The sequence below is a fragment of the Devosia soli genome (assembly GCF_000970455.1).
In the GTDB taxonomy this organism is placed as follows: Bacteria; Pseudomonadota; Alphaproteobacteria; order Rhizobiales; family Devosiaceae; genus Devosia; species Devosia soli.
The window spans coordinates 1-18,588 of record NZ_LAJG01000048.1 but is presented as its reverse complement, the minus strand read 5'-3'; the positions used below and the strand labels follow the sequence as shown (position 1 = coordinate 18,588).

16 protein-coding genes and 1 tRNA gene are annotated in these 18,588 nt (G+C 61.7%); 10 read left to right on the top strand and 7 right to left on the bottom strand.

Annotated features, from left to right (window positions below; genetic code table 11):
- Positions 1-35 precede the first annotated feature (35 nt).
- A complete protein-coding gene (locus tag VW35_RS18615) occupies positions 36-1,364 on the bottom strand; it encodes an MFS transporter (RefSeq protein WP_046144613.1) in 1,329 nt (442 codons plus the stop codon).
- 202 nt (positions 1,365-1,566) lie between these two features.
- Here VW35_RS18615 and cyoA point away from each other — a divergent pair, with 202 nt between their 5' ends.
- The 5 genes from cyoA to VW35_RS18590 are packed head-to-tail and all read left to right on the top strand — an operon-like array spanning position 1,567 to position 6,519.
- Positions 1,567-2,760, top strand: coding sequence for a ubiquinol oxidase subunit II (cyoA, locus tag VW35_RS18610; RefSeq protein WP_046144612.1), 1,194 nt, complete (start codon positions 1,567-1,569; stop codon positions 2,758-2,760).
- Positions 2,757-4,754, top strand: a complete 1,998-nt coding sequence (gene cyoB / locus VW35_RS18605; RefSeq protein WP_046144611.1) for a cytochrome o ubiquinol oxidase subunit I — start codon at positions 2,757-2,759, stop codon at positions 4,752-4,754. Before cyoA ends, cyoB begins: the two co-directional genes overlap by 4 nt.
- A gap of 1 nt (position 4,755) precedes the next feature.
- The gene (gene cyoC, locus VW35_RS18600) at positions 4,756-5,385 is read left to right on the top strand and encodes a cytochrome o ubiquinol oxidase subunit III (protein ID WP_046144610.1); all 630 of its coding nucleotides are present in this window, start codon (positions 4,756-4,758) and stop codon (positions 5,383-5,385) included.
- Positions 5,382-5,795 carry a cytochrome o ubiquinol oxidase subunit IV gene (gene cyoD / locus VW35_RS18595; RefSeq protein ID WP_425283795.1) on the top strand — a complete coding sequence of 138 codons (414 nt, stop codon included), beginning with the start codon at positions 5,382-5,384 and terminating at the stop codon, positions 5,793-5,795. Before cyoC ends, cyoD begins: the two co-directional genes overlap by 4 nt.
- 4 nt (positions 5,796-5,799) lie before the next feature.
- Positions 5,800-6,519 (top strand): SURF1 family protein, encoded by a 720-nt coding sequence (locus VW35_RS18590; RefSeq protein WP_046144609.1) that lies wholly within the window; start codon positions 5,800-5,802, stop codon positions 6,517-6,519.
- Here the strand turns inward: VW35_RS18590 and VW35_RS18585 are convergent.
- Both VW35_RS18585 and VW35_RS18580 read right to left on the bottom strand, forming a co-directional pair.
- On the bottom strand, positions 6,506-7,855 hold the full coding sequence (locus VW35_RS18585; RefSeq protein ID WP_046144608.1) for a sensor histidine kinase: 1,350 nt from the start codon (positions 7,853-7,855) through the stop codon (positions 6,506-6,508). The genes VW35_RS18590 and VW35_RS18585 overlap by 14 nt on opposite strands.
- A complete protein-coding gene (locus VW35_RS18580) occupies positions 7,852-8,520 on the bottom strand; it encodes a response regulator (RefSeq protein ID WP_046144607.1) in 669 nt (222 codons plus the stop codon). Before VW35_RS18580 ends, VW35_RS18585 begins: the two co-directional genes overlap by 4 nt.
- A 229-nt stretch (positions 8,521-8,749) precedes the next feature.
- Here VW35_RS18580 and VW35_RS18575 point away from each other — a divergent pair, with 229 nt between their 5' ends.
- Both VW35_RS18575 and VW35_RS18570 read left to right on the top strand, forming a co-directional pair.
- The gene (locus VW35_RS18575) at positions 8,750-9,949 is read left to right on the top strand and encodes an efflux RND transporter periplasmic adaptor subunit (protein ID WP_046144606.1); all 1,200 of its coding nucleotides are present in this window, start codon (positions 8,750-8,752) and stop codon (positions 9,947-9,949) included.
- A gap of 3 nt (positions 9,950-9,952) precedes the next feature.
- A complete protein-coding gene (locus VW35_RS18570; RefSeq protein ID WP_046144605.1) occupies positions 9,953-13,084 on the top strand; it encodes an efflux RND transporter permease subunit in 3,132 nt (1,043 codons plus the stop codon).
- A gap of 121 nt (positions 13,085-13,205) precedes the next feature.
- Here VW35_RS18570 and VW35_RS18565 read toward each other — a convergent pair whose 3' ends face one another.
- Entirely contained in the window at positions 13,206-13,820 is a 615-nt protein-coding gene (locus VW35_RS18565) for a DNA-3-methyladenine glycosylase I (protein WP_046144604.1), read from the bottom strand.
- A gap of 152 nt (positions 13,821-13,972) precedes the next feature.
- Between VW35_RS18565 and VW35_RS18560 the strand changes: the two genes are divergently transcribed.
- Positions 13,973-14,049: transfer RNA gene (locus VW35_RS18560), tRNA-Arg, on the top strand.
- Between the two features lie 62 nt (positions 14,050-14,111).
- Here the strand turns inward: VW35_RS18560 and VW35_RS18555 are convergent.
- From VW35_RS18555 to VW35_RS18545, 3 genes are all read right to left on the bottom strand, one after another.
- Positions 14,112-15,065, bottom strand: coding sequence for a tyrosine-type recombinase/integrase (locus VW35_RS18555; RefSeq protein WP_152662663.1), 954 nt, complete (start codon positions 15,063-15,065; stop codon positions 14,112-14,114).
- Between the two features lie 449 nt (positions 15,066-15,514).
- The gene (locus VW35_RS18550) at positions 15,515-15,973 is read right to left on the bottom strand and encodes an RrF2 family transcriptional regulator (RefSeq protein ID WP_046144603.1); all 459 of its coding nucleotides are present in this window, start codon (positions 15,971-15,973) and stop codon (positions 15,515-15,517) included.
- Between the two features lie 51 nt (positions 15,974-16,024).
- Positions 16,025-17,206: a hypothetical protein gene (locus VW35_RS18545; protein WP_244465943.1), complete on the bottom strand. Its 1,182-nt coding sequence runs from the start codon at positions 17,204-17,206 to the stop codon at positions 16,025-16,027.
- Positions 17,207-17,342: 136 nt separating this feature from the next.
- On the opposite strand from VW35_RS18545, the gene VW35_RS20805 reads away from it, so the two are divergent.
- A complete protein-coding gene (locus tag VW35_RS20805; RefSeq protein ID WP_052951867.1) occupies positions 17,343-17,810 on the top strand; it encodes a DUF305 domain-containing protein in 468 nt (155 codons plus the stop codon).
- A gap of 33 nt (positions 17,811-17,843) precedes the next feature.
- On the top strand, positions 17,844-18,293 hold the full coding sequence (locus VW35_RS18535) for a universal stress protein (RefSeq protein WP_046144602.1): 450 nt from the start codon (positions 17,844-17,846) through the stop codon (positions 18,291-18,293).
- Positions 18,294-18,588 lie beyond the last annotated feature (295 nt).

The following is an 18,588-nucleotide window of genomic DNA, read 5'->3' as shown; positions in this document are numbered from 1 at the left end:
GACAAGCCCGGTGGTGACGATGGCGGATGGGATGGTTAGTTGGTGCGCGCCAGGTGCCGGTTGAAGTAAAGCGCGAGCAGGGTGCAGACGGCGCCCGAGAGAAGATATGCGCCCGAGGAGATAAGCCCAAAGGTGCTCGAAAGCGCCAGCGCCACCACCGGTGCAAAACCGGCGCCAAAGAGCCATGCCATGTCCGAGGTCAGCGCCGAGCCGGTGTAGCGGTAAAGGCGCGTGAAATTGGCCGCGACGACGCCCGAGGATTGGCCGAACGAGACGCCCAGCAGAGCAAAGCCGACCACCATATAGATGACTTCGCCCACGGGACCTGCGCCGAGCAGCAGCGGCGCGAAGATCGAGTAGACCCCGATCATGCCCGCCGAAACCCCGAGCAGCCACCGCCGCCCGAACCGGTCGGCGAGGACGCCCGAAAGCACCACCGCGCCGAGCCCGACAAAGGCGGACGCGATTTCGATGATCAGGAAGTTGACCGGCGCGTCCTCGGTATAAAGGAACACATAGGAGAGCGGGAACACCGTCACCATGTGGAAGAGCGCGAAGCTGGCGAGCGGGGCGAAGGCGCCGATAACGATATTGCGCCAGTCATTGCCAATCGTTTCGCGCACGGTCGAGGGGATCAGTTCGCCGCTTTCGAACAGCGTCGTATATTCGGGCGTCACGACGATGCGGAGGCGCGAGAACAGCGCCACGACGTTGATCGCAAAGGCGACGAAGAACGGATAGCGCCAGCCCCAGGCAAGGAAATCCTCGGCGGAAAGCGAAGCCGAGAGATAGGCAAAGAGTGCGCTTGCAACGATTAGGCCGATCGGAGCACCGAGCTGGGGCACCATGGCGTACCAACCGCGCTTGTGCTGTGGCGCATTAAGCGCGAGCAGCGAAGCCAGCCCATCCCAGGCGCCGGCCAGCGCCAATCCCTGGCCGACGCGGAAGATCACGAGAATGACGACGGCAAGCCAGCCCACCTGGTCGTAGCTCGGCAAGAAGGCCACGGCCACGGTGGAAACGCCGAGCAACATGAGCGCGATCGTCAGTTTGACGCCGCGGCCATAATTGCGGTCGACCGAAGAGAAGATGACGGTGCCGATCGGCCGGGCAACAAAGGCCAGTGCGAAGACGCCGAAGGACAGGAGCGTGCCGGTCAGTGGGTCGGCAAAAGAGAAGATCACCGAGGGAAAAACCAGCACCGAAGCGATGGCATAAACAAAGAAGTCGAAGAACTCCGAGGTGCGACCAATAATCACACCGATGGCGATTTCCCCCGCATCGACCGGTCGGTGGCCGATGTTGACGTTGCGTGCGTCGCGCTCGGCGGATGTCTCAGGGACCTCGGTGGTCGAGTTTGCCATGTCACTAAGCTCCTGCTTTCGTTCTGTTTTTCGGCCGGCCCGAAAAATCTGTTGAGCGCGCCGCAGACCCTGATAGGCTCGTCTCGGGGCTTCTCTTGCATCATACAACACTTGCTTGCGAGTGGACAAAATGTCCGATGGCGCACGAATGGCGATGGGAGTAGGCCGCACTCATCGCGCAGTCTTCCTCCCAAGGGCCGCAATGTCACGTCCGATCAAGTTCTCCCTGGTGCCAATTTTGGCACTGCTTCTCGCCGGCTGCAGCTCCGATGTGATCTCGCCCGCCGGCGATATCGCCATGCAGCAACGCGACCTGATTATCATCGCCACGGCGCTGATGCTTCTCATCATCATTCCCGTAATGGTGCTGGTCGTCCTGTTCGCGCGAAAATACCGGGAGGGCAACAAGGCCGCCAAATATGAACCCGATTGGGATCACTCGACCCATCTTGAGCTCGTGATCTGGGCGGCTCCGCTCGCCATCATCATCTGTCTCGGGGCCGTCACCTGGGTGTCGACACATCTACTCGACCCATACCGCGAGCTCGGTCGCATCGCGCCGGGTCAGCCGGTTGCGGCCCAGGTTGAACCGCTCGAGGTCGAAGTCGTCGCGCTCGATTGGAAGTGGATGTTCATTTATCCGCAATACGACCTCGCGACCGTCAATGAACTGGTCGTGCCGGTCGATCGTCCGATCAGCTTCAAGCTGACCTCGTCGACGGTGATGAACTCGTTCTACATCCCCGCCATGGCCGGCATGATCTATGCCATGCCGGGCATGCAGACGCGCCTTCATGCGGTCATCAACGTTCCCGGCGAATATAAGGGCATTGCCGCCCATTATAGTGGTCATGGTTTTTCGGGCATGCACTTCGTCACCAAGGGCGTGAGCGACAGTGAGTTCGATGCTTGGGTCGCCGACGTGAAGGCATCGCCCGACATGCTCGATCGCAACCGCTATCTCGACGTTGCCAAGCCGAGCGAGCATGTGCCCGTCATGCACTTTGCCGGCGTTGAAAGCGGGCTCTATACGGCCGTCGTCAATATGTGCGTCGAGCGCGACAAGATGTGCGTGAGCGAAATGATGTCGATCGATGCCCAGGGTGGTCTCGGCCATGCCGGCGTCGACAATCTCGCGCCCGCGCTCTATGGCGGCGGCGAAAAGAACCGCGCGCCCTTCGGCCCGCAAAAGACCTACGTCGCTGCGATCTGCTCGACCGACGAAGCCATCGCCATGACCGGCAAGCTCCCGGCCATCGCTGCGCCGGACAGCACGCCGCTGCTGGGCCGTGGCCTATCGCGCTCCGAAGCGATTGCGACCGTCAACCAGCCCGCCCTTGCCTGGCTTGCCGGCAAGATCGCCTCCCTCGAAACCATTGCGGCTGAAGCACTATGACAAACGAATTCTGGTCATTCATCTTCGGACGCCTCACCTGGGACGTCCTTCCTCTCCACGAGCCCATCGTCGTCGTCACCTTCATCGTCGTGGCCCTTGCTGGCCTCGCCGTCGTTGGCGCGCTGACCTATTTCAAGCTCTGGGGCTATCTCTGGACTGAATGGTTCACGAGTGTCGACCACAAGAAGGTGGGCATCATGTATATGGTGCTCGGCCTTATCATGCTGCTGCGCGGCTTTGCCGACGCCTTGATGATGCGCCTCCAGCAGGCCATGGCCTTCAATGGCTCGGAGGGCTATCTCAACGCCCACCACTATGATCAGCTGTTCTCCGTGCACGGCGTGATCATGATCTTCTTTGTCGCCATGCCGCTGATCACCGGCTTCATGAACTATGTCGTGCCGCTGCAGATCGGCGCCCGCGACGTCAGCTTCCCGTTCCTCAACAACTTCTCGTTCTGGATGACGGCTGGTGGCGCCGTTCTGATCATGGCCAGCCTTTTCGTCGGCGAATTCGCGCAGACCGGCTGGCTGGCCTTCCCGCCTCTTTCCGGCATCGAGCAATCGCCGGCCTCGGGCGTCGATTATTACATATGGGCGCTACAGATAGCGGGCGTGGGCACAACCCTCTCCGGGGTCAATCTTATCGCCACCATCATCAAGATGCGTGCCCCTGGCATGACGCTGATGAAGATGCCGGTCTTTACCTGGACCTCGCTCTGCACCAACGTCCTCATCGTCGCGTCTTTCCCGATCCTGACCGCCGTGCTGACGCTCCTGGCGCTCGACCGCTATGTCGGCACCAATTTCTTCACCTCGGACTTCGGCGGCAGTTCGATGATGTATATCAACCTGATCTGGATCTGGGGTCACCCCGAGGTCTACATCCTCATCCTGCCGGCCTTCGGCATCTTCTCGGAAGTCGCCTCGACCTTTTCGGGCAAGCGCCTCTTCGGCTATACCTCGATGGTCTACGCGACCGTGGTGATCACGGTGCTGTCCTATCTCGTCTGGCTGCACCACTTCTTCACCATGGGCTCGGGCGCGAGCGTCAATTCCTTCTTCGGCATCACCACCATGATCATCTCGATCCCGACGGGGGCGAAGATCTTCAACTGGCTCTTTACGATGTACAAGGGCCGGATCCGGTTCGAACTGCCGATGATGTGGCTCATCGCCTTCATGCTGACCTTCAGCATCGGCGGCATGACCGGCGTCCTGCTCGCCGTCCCGCCGGCCGACTTCGTGCTGCACAATTCGCTGTTCCTTGTGGCGCACTTCCACAATGTCATCATCGGTGGCGTCTTGTTCGGCATCTTTGCCGGCATCAACTACTGGTGGCCAAAAGCCTTCGGCTACAAGCTCAATCAGTTCTGGGGCAAGATCTCCTTCTGGCTCTGGAATGTCGGCTTCTGGCTCGCTTTCGGTCCGCTCTACGTGCTTGGCCTCATGGGTGTCACCCGGCGCCTCCGCACATTCGATGATCCATCGCTCCAGATCTGGTTCATCATTGCCGGCATCGGTGCGCTGGTCATCGCCGGCGGCATCGCCGCTATGGCCATCCAGTTCGCCGTCTCGATCCTTGGCAAGAACAAGGAATGGGACACGACGGGCGATCCGTGGAATGGGCGCACGCTTGAATGGGCGACGTCCTCGCCGCCGCCGCAATACAACTTCGCCTTCACTCCCGTCATTCACGACAATGACGCGTGGGCGGACATGAAGAAGCATCACGCGCAGCAGCCGACCAAGGATTTCCTCGAGATCCATATGCCGCGCAATACCGGAACGGGCGTCATCCTCGCCGCGCTCAGCGTCGTCCTTGGCTTTGCCCTCATCTGGTACATGTGGTGGCTCGCCATCCTGAGCTTTGTCGGCATCATCGGCGCCGCCATCATCCACACCTTTAATTACGACCGCGACTATCACATCCCGGTCGAGGCGATTGCCGAGGTCGAAGACCGCCGCATGCGCCTCTTGAGCGGAGCGCAGTAACATGAGTTCGCAAGTTCAGACTGCCGACGGCGAAGCGCCGCAGTATTACGAGCTGGTGCCCCAGCACCATTCCGCCCATGGGTCGACCCAGATCGGTTTCTGGATCTATCTGATGAGCGACTGCCTCATCTTCGCTTCGCTTTTTGCCATCTATGGCGTGCTCGGCGCGAACTATGCCGCCGGGCCGTCGCCGGAGCATCTGTTCAACCTGCCGCTCGTCGCGGTCAGCACTGCGGCACTGCTTCTGAGCTCCATCACCTATGGCTTTGCCATGCTGGACATGGAAGAGGGCAAGCAGCGGGGCACGGTCCTCTGGCTCGCCATTACCGGTCTTCTGGGCGCGGTTTTTCTGGGGCTGACGCTCTATGAATTCTACCACATGATCCATGAAGGCGCCGTGCCGCAGCGTTCGGCCTTCCTTTCGGCCTTCTTCGTGCTCGTCGGCACGCACGCCCTCCACGTGACCTTCGGCATCATCTGGCTCGTGACGCTTCTAGCCCAGATCGGGTGGAAGGGTCTTATCCCGGCCAACAAGATCCGGGTGCAGTGCCTCTCGATGTTCTGGCACTTCCTCGACGTCATCTGGATCGGCGTCTTTACGGTGGTTTATCTCATGGGGATGCTGCGATGAACGCTCAAACTACGGACAGCCTGACGGCCGCTGAAATGGCCCATGCCCACCCCAATCCCAATGCCCATGCCTCGGACAGCAATCACGGCACGCGCCGCTCATACCTGATCGGTTTTGCCCTTTCGGTTATCCTGACCGCCATTCCGTTCTGGCTGGTGATGGCCGATGTCATCGCCGACACCATGATCGCTACCCTCGTGATCATGGGTTTTGGGGTGGTGCAGATCCTCGTCCACATGATCTACTTCCTTCATATGAACACCAGGTCCGAAGGCGGGTGGACCATGATGGCGGCGATCTTCACCATCATCGTTATCGTCATCGCCCTCTCGGGCTCGCTGTGGGTGATGTACCATCTCAACACCAACATGATGCCGGGTCACATCATGAACCCTGCGGATATGCTTTGATCCCATGACCGATCAATTGGACCAGGGAGGCAAGAAGAACTCCCTGGGCCTTCTTGCCTTCGCGCTTTTTGCCGGCCTCTGCGCCGTGCTCTTTACCGGCCTCGGCATCTGGCAGGTCGAGCGTCTGGGCTGGAAGAACGAGCTGATCGCAGCGGTCGAAACCCGTGCGCATGCGGCGCCGCTCGATCTCAACACCGCCGATTGGTCCGCCATCGATCCCGAGACGATCCAGTATCAGCGCGTCTCGGTCAATGGCACCCTGTTGACCCCAACCATTCTGACGCAGGCCGTTACGGCCGAGGGGCCCGGCTTCTGGGCGATGACGCCGCTACGTCTTCTCGACGGCCGCACCGTCCTCGTTAACCGCGGCTTTGCGCCCAAGGACACCGACGTGTCTCTCGAAGCCGAAACACCTGCGACGATCACCGGCCTTCTGCGCGTGACGGAACCCGAAGGTGGGTTCCTGCGCACCAATGACCCGGCCGCCAATCGCTGGTTCTCGCGCGATGTCGCCGCCATCGGAGCAACCCTGGGGCTCGAAAACGTCGCGCCATTCTTCATCGACGCCGACAGGGCAGGGGATGACTATCCGCGCGGCGGGCTGACGGTCATCAGCTTTTCCAACAATCACCTGATCTATGCGTTGACCTGGTTCGGCCTCGCGCTCCTCTGCCTCTTCGCGCTCGGCTATCTTGTCCGCGAGCGGCTTCTCAGGCGGCCTTGAGGAGGGGCAACGTCACCTCGAACAGCGCACCACCCTCGGGAGCGCTGGCAACGCTGATGCGTCCGCCATGGCGCTTGACGATATCCCCCACAAGGCTCAACCCCAGCCCGGCCCCCGTCGGCGATTGCGAAAGGCGCCGGAAGGGCCAGAAGATTTCCTCGCGATGCTGCGGCTCGATGCCCGGCCCGTTGTCCGAGACGCAGATGCGCCCGTCCGCGGTCACTTCGACGCGGATCGCCACCTTGGGCCCGCCATGGGACATGGCATTGTGCACGAGATTGGCCACCGCGCGCGACAGCGCCGACGCATCGCCGCGCACGGTCACCGGCGCCTCGGGCGCGACGAATTCGATATCGTCGCCCGCATCGATCGCGAGCGGCGCCAGGTCTGCGGTCACTTGTGCCGCCATGTCGACGAGATCGACCGTCTCGAAACTGTCGGGTGATTGCGCCATCCGATGCAGGTCGAGCAATTCGTTGGCCATGCCCGCAAGCCGCGCTGAATCCCGCTGCAATTGCCGCTTCTCCGGCCCATCAGGCAGGCTTTCGAGCCGCGTCTGTAAAATGGCGATCGGCGTGCGCAATTCATGCGCCGCATCGGCCAGAAACCGTTGCTGCCGCGCGATGCCGCCGTGGAGGCGATCGAGCACGTCGTTAAAGGCCCGCACCAGCGGCACGAGCTCGAGCGGCACCTCTTCATATGAGAGGCGCACATCGCTCTGCCCGATATCGATCAGCGCCGCATCCTGGGCGATCTTCTCCGTCCCGCGCAGCGAGCTGCGAATGAGCGAGGGAATGGTCAGGACAGTCGTTGCGGAAAGCAGGAAGATCAGTCCCAGGAACGCCGGATTGCCGAAAGCTTTGCCGACGATACCAAAACTCAGCGTCGGTCCCCCACCCGTCATGACCCAAAGCCGCCCGATATCGGTATTGCGCGAGCGCACGATGGCATAGGGCGAGTTCGGATCGCCGATATCGTTGATATTGGCCGAGGCGACATGCACCAGCGTTTCCGGATGCTGCATGGCCGGCGGCGGCACATCGCCATTGGTCAGCATGTTCCCTTCGCCATCAACGACCAGGAACCAGAACGCGGGGTATTTCCCGATGGTTTTTTCGAGGTCGCCGGTTGGCGCCAGTTCAAAGCCGCCATCGGTCCCGCGCTCGATCGAGCGTGCAATGTCATCCACCGCGCTTTCATCGAGATTTTGCTGCACGCCCATGGCGAGCAAAAGCGGCACGGCGGCAAGACAGGTGAAGCCGACGAGCACGGCGATCTGGATGCTGATCAGCCCCTTGGTGAGGACGCGGCGCAGCGACAGCGGATGACGCTTCATGCCACGGCCCGCAAAAGATAGCCGATGCCGCGGATCGAATGGATTTCGACGCCCGCCGGGGAAAGCTTGCGCCGTAGCCGGGAAATATGAGCATCGAGCGTATTGGAGGCGATTTCGTCGTCAAAGCCATAAACAGCCTCTTCGAGCGAAGAGCGCGCAACAGTCCGGCCGGCGCGCTTGACCAGCACTTCGAGCGCCAGCACTTCGCGCCGCGTTAGCGTCAGCGGTTCGCCGGCCGCCGTTGCCGTGCCGTCGCCGAGATTGAAACTCAGCTTTCCGACGCTGATGGCCATGTCGGCGAGCACCGCCGGGCGACGCATCAGCGCCCTGATGCGGGCGACCAGTTCGTCGACGAGAAACGGCTTGGCGAGATAATCGTCGGCCCCGGTTTCGAGGCCTTCAATCCGCTGCTCGGGCGCGCCGAGCGCGGAAAGCACGATGATCGGCAGACCCGCCTGGGCGCGCCGCACATCGGGAATGATCCTAAGCCCATCCCCGTCCGGCAACTTGCGATCGAGCACGACGACGGAGTGCACGCCGCTCTGCACCGCTTCCAGCGCCATTTCGAGGGTCGAAACATGATCGACCAGAATATCGTGCCGCTCGAGCGCGCTGATCAGCGCCCTTGCCAAATCGAGCTCGTCCTCGACGAGAAGAATTCGCATTGCTACCTCTAACTGGCCTTGCTTATGCATCCCATTCATTGCCATTGCATTGCGTGAGGCAACAAAGCGCGCTCGCAATGTTGCGGCAATATGCGAAATGGAAAAGGAGCGCCATGCGCGCAACTTTACCGTTCCTTGTCACAAGGGGTGGGGCAGCGCTGACCACTTCCGACTAGGCCACCGACAGGCCGATGACCATCGATCGACCCGCTAACCAGCCAGGATCAGAATGACGACAGCCCACGAAAAGCCCGAATGGGCGCAGAGCAAGCGCGAAAAAGCCAATGCACGCCGGGTTGCCGAAGGGCTCAAGCCCAAACGGCGCATCCTGCCCTGGATCGTGCTGGCGCTCGTGGTTGCAGGCATCGTTGCCTTCTTTGTACTCCGTCCGCCCGCTCCCGCGCCGGTCACCGAGACGGCTGATACAGCGCCGACAGTGCGCCAGATTCTCAAGTCCGAAGTCACCGAGATCGCGCCGACAACGCTGCGCCAGACAGCAAAAGTGACAGGCTCTCTCGTTCCTGCCGAGCAGTCTGTGGTTGCCGCAGAAGCCGCAGGTCGGGTGTTGAGCGTTTCCGTGCGCCCGGGCGATAGCGTCCAAGAGGATCAGACGCTCGTTGAAATAGATCAGGCCAATCTTGCATTGCAGCTCGACCAGCAGCGCGCCACGGCCGATGCGACCCGTGCCCAGCTCGTTTCCTCCCAGCAGCAGCTCGAACGCACCGAAGAACTGGCCCGTCAGGGGCTTGCAACACCCTCCGCGCTCGAACAGGCGCGGTCCGCTACGGCGGCGCTGCAAGCCAATCTGGCGGCCCTCGAAAGCGCCGTGCAAACGGCCGAACTGGCGCTCAACAATACAACGGTTCGCGCCCCGATCACCGGCATCGTTTCCGAGCGATCGGTCGATCCGGGCCAGACGATCAGCGCCGGCACGCCGCTCTTCACCCTCGTCAATCTCGACAATATGGAATTTCAGGCCTCGGCTTCGGTCAATTCGAGCGCCCTTGTTTCGCCTGGCCAGCCGGTTACCGTAAGTGTCACCGGTCTCGACAATGAAACTTTTGACGGCGAGGTCACGCGCGTTAATCCTGTAGCCCAGGCGGGTACGCGAACGGTACCGATCTACATTTCGCTCGAAAACAGCCAAGGCAAGCTGCGCGGCGGCATGTTCGCCACTGGCGAGATCACCGTTGCCGAAAAAACCGATGCCATCGCTGTGCCCGCGACGGCGCTGCGCGAAGATGCCGAAGGCTCGTTCGTCCTCAAGCTCGACAATGGCACACTCGTCCGCCAGGCCGTCACGCCAGGCACGACGTGGGATCGCGGTGCTACGGTTGAAGTCGAAGGTCTTGCCGCCGGCGACGTGGTCGTCACCGCGCCACTGACCGAACTTTCTGCCGGCGAAGCCTATGAACAGATCGAGGGCTAGACAGTGTTTCTGACCCGCATCAGCGTCAATCACCCCGTGTTTGCCACCATGATCATGGTGGCCATCGTGGTCTTCGGCTTCTACTCTTATCAGCGCCTGCCCATCGAACAGATGCCGGACGTCGATTTTCCGGTCGTCGCCGTGGTCGTCAGCTATCCCGGCGCCTCGCCCGAAGCTGTCGAAGCCGACATCGTCGAGCCGATCGAAGAGGCAGTGAACACCATTGCCGGTCTCGACACCATCCAGTCGACGGCCCAGTCGGGCCAGGCTCTCGTGCTGATGATCTTCAACCTCGAAGAAGATTCGCAGCAAAAGGCGCAGGACGTTCGCGACAAGCTCGATCCGGTCAAGGCCAATCTGCCCGACGGGGCAGGGGAGCCGCAGGTGCTGCGTTTTGACCCGTCAGCCCTGCCGATCCTGTCGCTCGCCGTCAGCTCGACGACGCTTTCCGACCGCGACCTCACGGCGCTGACCGAAGACGTCATCGTCAAGCGCATTTCCAATATTGCCGGCGTCGGCAGCGCCAGCGTTGTGGGCGGCGTGCCGCGCCAACTCAATATCAATATCGATCCGGACCGCTTGACGGCCTTTAACATCACGCCGAGCGCGGTGACCCAGGCCCTGCAAGCGGCCAACAAGGATCTGGCAGCCGGCTCCATCACGCAGGGCAGTATCGTCCAGTCCATCCAGGTTCTGGGTCGCCTCGAAGACCAGCAGGACTTTTACGATATCGTCGTCGGCAACCAAGAGGGCCAGCCGGTTACCCTGCGCGATGTCGCAACCATCGAAGATGGTACCGGGGAAGCCTCGAGCCTTGCCATCCTCAATGGCGAGCGCGCGTTGGCGGTCGATATCCTCAAAACCCAGGGCGCCAATACCGTCGGCGTTGCCGAGGAAATCCGCCACACCATCGATGACCTCCTCGCCAACGAACTGCCTCAGGGTGAGGTCAAGATCGAGGTCGTGGTCGATAATGCCAAGCCCGTGGAAGATTCCTTCCATGCGGTGCAGAACATGCTGATCGAAGGCGCGCTGCTCGCCGTCGTCATCGTGTTCCTCTTCCTCAATTCCTGGCGCTCGACCGTCATCACCGGGCTTACCCTGCCGATTTCGATCATCGGCACCATGGTGGCGCTCAGTTTTCTGGGCTTTACGCTCAACATGATGACGCTGCTGGCCCTGTCGCTCGCCGTCGGTATTCTCATCGACGACGCCATCGTGGTTCGTGAAAACATCACGCGGCACCTGCACATGGGCAAGAGCCATAGGCAGGCGGCCTTCGACGGCACCAATGAAATCGGCCTCGCCGTCATGGCAACGACGCTCTCGATCGTCGCTGTGTTCTTGCCCGTTGCCTTCATGGACGGCATCATGGGCCGGTTCTTCCTGCAGTTCGGCGTCACCGTTTCCGTCGCTGTCTTGATCTCGCTCTTCATCGCTTTCACGCTCGATCCGATGATGTCGAGCGTCTGGTATGATCCTGCCGCCAATCCCAACGCCAAGCGCGGCCCGATCGGCAAAGCGGTGCAGCAGTTCGATCGCTTGTTCGAGTGGATCACCCAAGGGTATCGCCACGTCATCCGCTGGGGTCTCAAGTGGCGCAAAACCGTGCTGCTGATCGCGCTTCTATCCTTCGTTGGCAGCTTCTTCCTTTTTCCCCGCGTTGGCGTCGAATTCATTCCCGCGACGGACAATGGCAATTTCACCATCAACGTCGAAACGCCGGCAGGTTCGAGCAAGGAATATACAGCTGCAAAGATGCGGCAGGCCGAAACCATCATTCGCGCCTTCCCCGTTGTCCAGACGACCTATTCGACCGTCGCCGGTGGCCTTCAGGCCTCCGGCCAGAATTCGGGCACGATGACCGTTACCCTCGTCGACAAGGAAGAGCGGGACATCACGCCGATCGAATTCATGCCCGAGGTGCGGCGCGCCCTTGAAGCCGTGCCCGGCGCCACTTTCGAAGTGGCAGCGGCCTCGGGTCTCGGCGGCTCCTCAGCCCCGGTCTCGATCACGCTTTATGGCGACAGCTTTGTTGTCCTCAAGCGTCTCGGCGACCAGCTGATGCGCGAACTGGGCAAGATCGATGGGCTGATCGACATCAAGTCCAGCCTTGATGACGCGCAGGCCGTCGTGGGCATCAATATCAATCGCGACCTTGCCGACAATCTCGGCGTGTCGATCGCCCAAATCGCCTCGACCATGGCGCCCCTCATCAGTGGTGACGATGTCTCCGATTGGACCGCACCAAATGGTCAGGTCTACTCCGTGGTGGTTCGCCTGCCGGAAGCCTTGCGGAACGATATCGACGCCATCGGCAACCTGCCGATCGCCACCGGCCAGAACGGCACCATCACCTTATCCCAGGTCGCCGATGTGGTCGAAAGCACGGGCCCGGCAACGATCAACCGGCAGGACCTGCAGCGCGGCGTCACCATCGAGGCCAATGTCGAAGGCGTTGAGCTGGGATCCATAACGCCGCAATTGCAGCAGGCGATCAACACCCTCGATTTCCCGACGGGCTATCGTTCATCCTTTGGCGGCGACGTCGAGCAGATCCAGGATGCGGCCGGTGCGGCGGGGTCGGCATTGCTTCTGGCGGTGATCTTCATCTATCTGGTGCTCGCCAGCCAGTTCGGCAGCTTCCTGCAGCCGATCGCCATCATGGGCTCGCTCCCCTTGGCGCTGATCGGCGTCATGGTGGGCCTTCTGGTCGGTGGCTCGACGCTCAACATGTATTCGGCCATCGGCTTCATCATGTTGATGGGTCTTGTCGTGAAAAACGCGATCCTGCTCGTCGACAATGCCAATCAGCATGTGCGCGATGGCTGGAATCTCTATGAAGCGCTGGTCGAAGCGGGCGTTACCCGCTTCCGCCCGATCATCATGACGACCCTCGCCATGATCTTCGGCATGCTGCCGCTGGCCCTGAGCCTGCATGAAGGCTCAGGCCAGAACGCGCCCATGGCCCATGCGGTGATCGGCGGGCTCATCAGCTCCACCGCTCTCACCCTCCTCGTCGTGCCGGTGCTCCTCACCTATATCGACAGCTTCAGCCGCTTTACCCGCCGCTTCACGCCCAGGGCCCCGGATGACCACGAGCATGAACACGCCGAGGCCAAGCCGGCGGAGTAGTTTTTGGGACACACTGCTCCCCACATAGCCCGGCGAAAGCCGGGCTATTTAGTTTTGGGCTGGATCAGCTCCCAAACTCGATGCAACCCATCCCCCTTTGGGGCGAGGTTGGGAGGGGGCCTTACACCCGGCCCGGAACCTTGAACGCCGCGCGTTCCGCCGTCGCCCTTTCCCGGCTCACGCAGCCCAGCGCATGGTCATTGACCAGCCCCATGGCCTGCATGAAGGCAAAGGCCGTCGTCGGCCCCACAAAGGCCCAGCCGCGCTTCTTCAGCCCCTTCGACAGCGCAATAGCCTCCGGGCTCGTCGTCTGGCTCTGCGGGGGAGGGGCCTCGCCTTCGGGCACCTCATAGCGCCAGACGAAAGCCGCGATCGACCCCGCCTCGGCAATCAGCTCCTGCGCGCGCTTGGCATTGTTGATCGCGGCCGCAATCTTTCCCCGGTGCCGTACGATGCCCTTATCCTGCAGGAGCCGCTCGACATCGGCTTCGGTAAATTGCGCCACCGCATCGATCTCGAAATTGGCAAAGCCAGCGCGAAATGCCTCGCGCTTGTTGAGGATCGTCCGCCAGCTGAGGCCGGATTGGAATCCCTCGAGGCAGAGCTTTTCGAAAAGCCGGCGATCGTCGCTGACCGGAAAGCCCCATTCGTGATCGTGATAGGGCACAAATTCGGGTGCCCCCGCGCACCAGCTGCAGCGCTCATGCCCATCCGGGCCGGGCAAGGTTCCGCTCATTCCGTGTTCCCCGATCGATAACCTATTCCGCCCGAAGGCTATCTCAATGCTAACGTGATGCTACCCAAAGAGCATCCGAAACCCCGTTGCACAACGCGCCCCCTTCGACTAGTTTGCGCCCATTCCTCGGGGCCCGTCCCCGAATCCGGCCTGCACCCGTAGCTCAGCTGGATAGAGCGCTGCCCTCCGAAGGCAGAGGTCATGAGTTCGAATCTCGTCGGGTGCACCATACTTTCAATGACTTAGCGGACCGAACTGTTTTCGGCGCACATTTTCCGCACAGTTTCATGTTCACGCTTCGGCCGCACGTTTTTGGAAATGCGGGCTCCGATGCCAGTAAACCTTCTCCACCATCTCTGTCGTCATGCCTGCCGCGTCGGCAACTTCCTCGATCGGCAAACCGGCTTCCACCCACCATGTCACGCGCGTGTGGCGCAAAATGTGCGGGGTGAAGGTGCGGGACAACCCCGCATAATCCAGAGCAGTGACAAAGAACTTGCCGATATCCTTGATCGGCCTCCCCTTCCGATGAACCACGGCCAGGAAATTGTTCGACGGCTCGCCTGTGCGCTCCGTCTCTTCCTGTCGAGCGCGCTCATCCATTGCGCGCCATCTGCGCATGTGGGCAAGAAGCGCCCGCCCCATGCGAACTGACGGCTGACGCTTCTTCGTCTCAGCCCTATCGGCGCTCTTCCTGAACATAATCTCTCGCTCGAGATCGGGCCACCCGCCAACGGTGTTCGCCATCCAGTGCAGCTTGAGCGTTGCACCTGGGCGATTGGCCGTGTAGCGCCCGATGACGATAAAGCGCGCGGTGTGTCGATTGATCGCCTCGCGATCCCGGCGCCATTGCCGGTGTTCTTTGTGCGTCTGCAAGTCCGTCCAGCGCAATTCATACCAGCCCAAGGCGCCGGCCAATAGCCGCGCCATTTCCGACCGGTTGCGGACGACATCGGCCTTCGGCTCCGGCGGCTGTGGGCGCGTCACAACCGGTACGCTATCGAGCGGGCCGTGCTCCTTATGCCAATAGTTGATGGCGGCGGACAAAACCCCCAGCTCGCGCCGAACCGTGCCGATCGACACGGTACGGGAGCGCTTCGCCTCAGTCTTGGCGTGCTCCATGTTCGATCGCGCCGTGCTGGTCCGGAACTCGGTATAATCTCGGCATGATGAGCCGCGGATAAGGACCGCTCCGGACTGCGCCATCGGATCGTACGAGACGGCTTTGCGAAAGCCATCGTTCAAAGCGCGCCCGCTTATCGGCATGATTGGGCCGTTAGCGGTCTGTCCGCTTTCAGGCACATGAAGCGAGATAACTGCCGTTCAATCTCGGATGTGCAACGGCAGCACTCGACCCCATTTCGGTCACGGAGAGCAGCTGGGAAAATTTCCGAAAGCAGACGCTCAGAACGCGCCTGAGCCGTTCAGCCCAGGGGCGTGACAGGATTATGGCGCGGCGACCAGCGCCAGCGAAGTCACCGGTCACCCCTAACGTCCAGTAGATCGCGGCTCAGAGCCATATCTCCACTCCGACCGTAATGACAAGCCGAAGACCACTGCGGTGAGCAGGACGATTTTGGGCAGCTGTCCCAACCGCTCGACGTCCACCAATGAAGTTGCGCGGGAGAGTGCCAGCAGACCGGAGACGTGGATCAGAACGGTGCAGCAGATGACCAGACTTCCGACGATCAGGTTTAGCCACATGGGTTCTTCTCCCCGAACGGGTCGAGACTATCAGCAGTACCGGTGCGTTGTGGAGAATGGGCAATATCGGCCAGAGTGGCTTTGTCGGTAACGCGCAGGAACGTCATGAGAGCGGTGTCGAGAACGGGAGCGAGACCACATCCGGGAGCAAGTGAGCAGTCTTGACCCGCCATGCATCCAACCAGTGCGAAGTCAGGTTCCGTGACGCGCACGACCTGGCCGACAGTTATGCTTTCCGCCGGTCGGGAAAGGGCAAGTCCTCCCAAACGCCCCCGGCTCGTCTTGAGTAGGTTCGCCTTGGCGAGACGATGCGCGATCTTGGTGAGATGGTTGATAGGGATGTCGAGGCGCCGGGAGGCTTCCGCTATGGTGGTCCGCTTCCCGGAAGTCTCCCGCGCCAGATCGATCAGGAGCCGGAGCGCGAAGTCGGTGAATTGGGTCAGACGCACGAGATACTCCCTGATGGGAACGGCCCCGCCGAAGCGGGGCCGTCGTCCTGACTACTGCGCGGTGATCTCGGGGACGGCCATGCCGTGCGGATGCTCCGCGTTCGGCATATGCGTCAGCAGTTCGCCGTCGGGCGCGGTGACGACGGGCTGGGCGGCTCCGTAGTCGTAGAAAGCGCCGTGCAGGGTCCAGTAGCTGCCGGCGATGATCACCAAAGCGGCGAGTAGGCCTGCAGGAACGCTGCCGATGGCCGGCACCAGGCCCTTGAGCTTGAGGCCCGACGGGGTCGGATCGGCGGCGATCAGGAACAGCGTGCCCATGATCAGCGCGTGGCCGACGAGGTCGATGCGGCCGAAGGGATAGACGGCGGCCGTGAAAATGATGATCAGCGCGATCGCCGACAGCCGGCGGATGAGTGCCGTCCAGAGGAGACCGAAGCCCATGGTGAACTCGGCGACGCCGGCCATCGGGATGAAGGTGTCACGCGGCATGCCGAAGGTCAGGAACGGACGCTCTTCCACCAGCGGGTGGAACCACTCCGCATAGGCGAACTTCTCGAGACTCGACCACATAAGGGCAATGGCCACGCCCCAGCGGAGCACCGCGAAGCGGTATTGGTAGTACTTGCTCTCGGGGAAGGCTGCCAACGCCAAGTAGCCGGCCACGCCCACGCCCAACGCCAGGTAGTCGAGCAGGTGGAAGAAGTCGTAGTCGCGTAGCGCGATGACCCAAAGCCCGATGATGCCGGCGGCGGCCAGCGGCATGGTCTTACGCGAGAACACCAGGAGGGCGATCAGCAGCTGGAGCCACGATACCCATTCGTTGGGCGTCTGCAGGTCCGGCGTGAGATATACGCCGCCGACCGCGAAGACGGCAACAAAGAAGGCGCCGATGATGGCCCTCATGAAGTCGTCCGAGCGGAGCCACAGGGGACTCGTGAAGCGATCCAGCACTGTACCGATCGTCGTGCCTGCCGGGCTGCGTTCCACCACGACGGTCACCGCGAAAAAGACGAGTACCAGCACGATGCCCATCCAGAACCAGCCGTTGGCCAAAGTCTCGGAGATCGGTGCCGGCGCCGCGCCGACAACATATGGCGCGAACCACTTCACGTGTGCATGCGCCGGCGTCGCGGCGAGGAGGGCCGCCACCGTGGAAACGATGGGGGCACCGACAGCAAGCCGGCCAAGCCGTCCCCATCCCGTTCCCTGCGTACCACTTCTATCGAGAGTCACTTTAAGCTCCATCTGTTGCTGCATCCCTGCAGGTGTGGACACTTAAACATGCACTGCCGATGCATGTTTGATCTGGATCAAGCGCAAATCCCTTTCGTTGGTGCAGGGTTGCCGAAGTGAAGGAAGGACCGAAGAGATGAACTACCTGAGTTGGGCTGCGGCAGCCGTACTCGCCGCGGCATTCGTCGGCGCGCTGGTGGTGCGCGACCAGCCCGCCAACGTCGCGGCGGCCCTGCCGCTTCCGGACATCTGCGGCGACGCGCATGCCGACCACGGCGGAGCCTCCATGCAGGAGCACATCGACATGATGGCGACTTCCGCGGACGAGGGCCATGCCGCCCTGCTGCAGACCATGGAGCCGATGCACTCCGATATGATGCGCGGCATGACAGCGGAAGACTTCCAGACGGCGTTCGTCTGTTCGATGATCCCGCACCATCAGGGAGCGGTCGAGATGGCGCAGGTCGCCCAGCAGTTCAGCGACGATCCCTGGATTAGGATGTTCGCGCAGGAGATCATTACCACCCAGCAGGTGGAGATCGCCGAGATGCAGGCGTGGCTGACCCGGGAAGCTGCAGGTGCCGGCGCCGGTCGGACCGAGTAATCATCCATACCCTCGAAGAAAGGACAGGCAGCAATGTTCGCACACATCATGATCGCTTTCGACGGATCGGACCTTGCCGGGAAGGCTTTGGACCTTGGCCTTCAAATGGCGAAGCCGAACGGCTCCAGGGTGACGGTCGTCACTTCCACGGATCCGATCGAGACCGGTCTCGGTACCGGCGGCTTCGGGACGATCGACGCCAAGTCCCTGATCGACAAACTGGAGGTGGCCTACTCTGCGGAGGCCTCCGGCATACTAAAGGCCGCCCGTGCCAAGGCGGTCGCCGCTGGTATCGAGATGAACGATGCCTACGTCCCCGGGATGCGCGCATCCGATGCCATTCTCGAGACGGCAGAAAAGCTTGGATGCGACCTGGTCGTGATGGGCTCACACGGGCGGCGCGGGCTTCAGCGGCTCATACTTGGAAGTCAGGCGGCGGCGGTGTTGGCGGCGTCCAAGGTGCCGGTGCTCATCGTGAAATAGGCATGCGGTCGACGCGCGTTCCGCACTCCGCACAGCAGGGGATGCTGATAGATCGCGGCCTGACGGCGGAACGGCTCTTTGTGTCGCGCGGGCGCTACGTCCGCTCGCACAGATTACGCCAAAACGGACTGGCAGAAAGTCACCCTAGAGTGGTGGTCTGCATCCGACCCGAGGCTGTGTGAGAACTCGGCGCGGCTGATGGCTCAGCTTGTTTTGCGACGGCGCGCGTCAGCGCCCTTCATCCTGTTATCGCCTTGAGGGTGGAGGCAACACCAGCCACGGCGATGGCGCGCTT

Coding starts and splice junctions, on each gene's coding strand:
- VW35_RS18615 (WP_046144613.1), bottom strand. CDS start 1,364: ATGGCAAACTCGACCACCGAGGTCCCTGAGACATCCGCCGAGCGCGAC.
- cyoA (WP_046144612.1), top strand. CDS start 1,567: ATGTCACGTCCGATCAAGTTCTCCCTGGTGCCAATTTTGGCACTGCTT.
- cyoB (WP_046144611.1), top strand. CDS start 2,757: ATGACAAACGAATTCTGGTCATTCATCTTCGGACGCCTCACCTGGGAC.
- cyoC (WP_046144610.1), top strand. CDS start 4,756: ATGAGTTCGCAAGTTCAGACTGCCGACGGCGAAGCGCCGCAGTATTAC.
- cyoD (WP_425283795.1), top strand. CDS start 5,382: ATGAACGCTCAAACTACGGACAGCCTGACGGCCGCTGAAATGGCCCAT.
- VW35_RS18590 (WP_046144609.1), top strand. CDS start 5,800: ATGACCGATCAATTGGACCAGGGAGGCAAGAAGAACTCCCTGGGCCTT.
- VW35_RS18585 (WP_046144608.1), bottom strand. CDS start 7,855: ATGAAGCGTCATCCGCTGTCGCTGCGCCGCGTCCTCACCAAGGGGCTG.
- VW35_RS18580 (WP_046144607.1), bottom strand. CDS start 8,520: ATGCGAATTCTTCTCGTCGAGGACGAGCTCGATTTGGCAAGGGCGCTG.
- VW35_RS18575 (WP_046144606.1), top strand. CDS start 8,750: ATGACGACAGCCCACGAAAAGCCCGAATGGGCGCAGAGCAAGCGCGAA.
- VW35_RS18565 (WP_046144604.1), bottom strand. CDS start 13,820: ATGAGCGGAACCTTGCCCGGCCCGGATGGGCATGAGCGCTGCAGCTGG.
- VW35_RS20805 (WP_052951867.1), top strand. CDS start 17,343: ATGAACTACCTGAGTTGGGCTGCGGCAGCCGTACTCGCCGCGGCATTC.
- VW35_RS18535 (WP_046144602.1), top strand. CDS start 17,844: ATGTTCGCACACATCATGATCGCTTTCGACGGATCGGACCTTGCCGGG.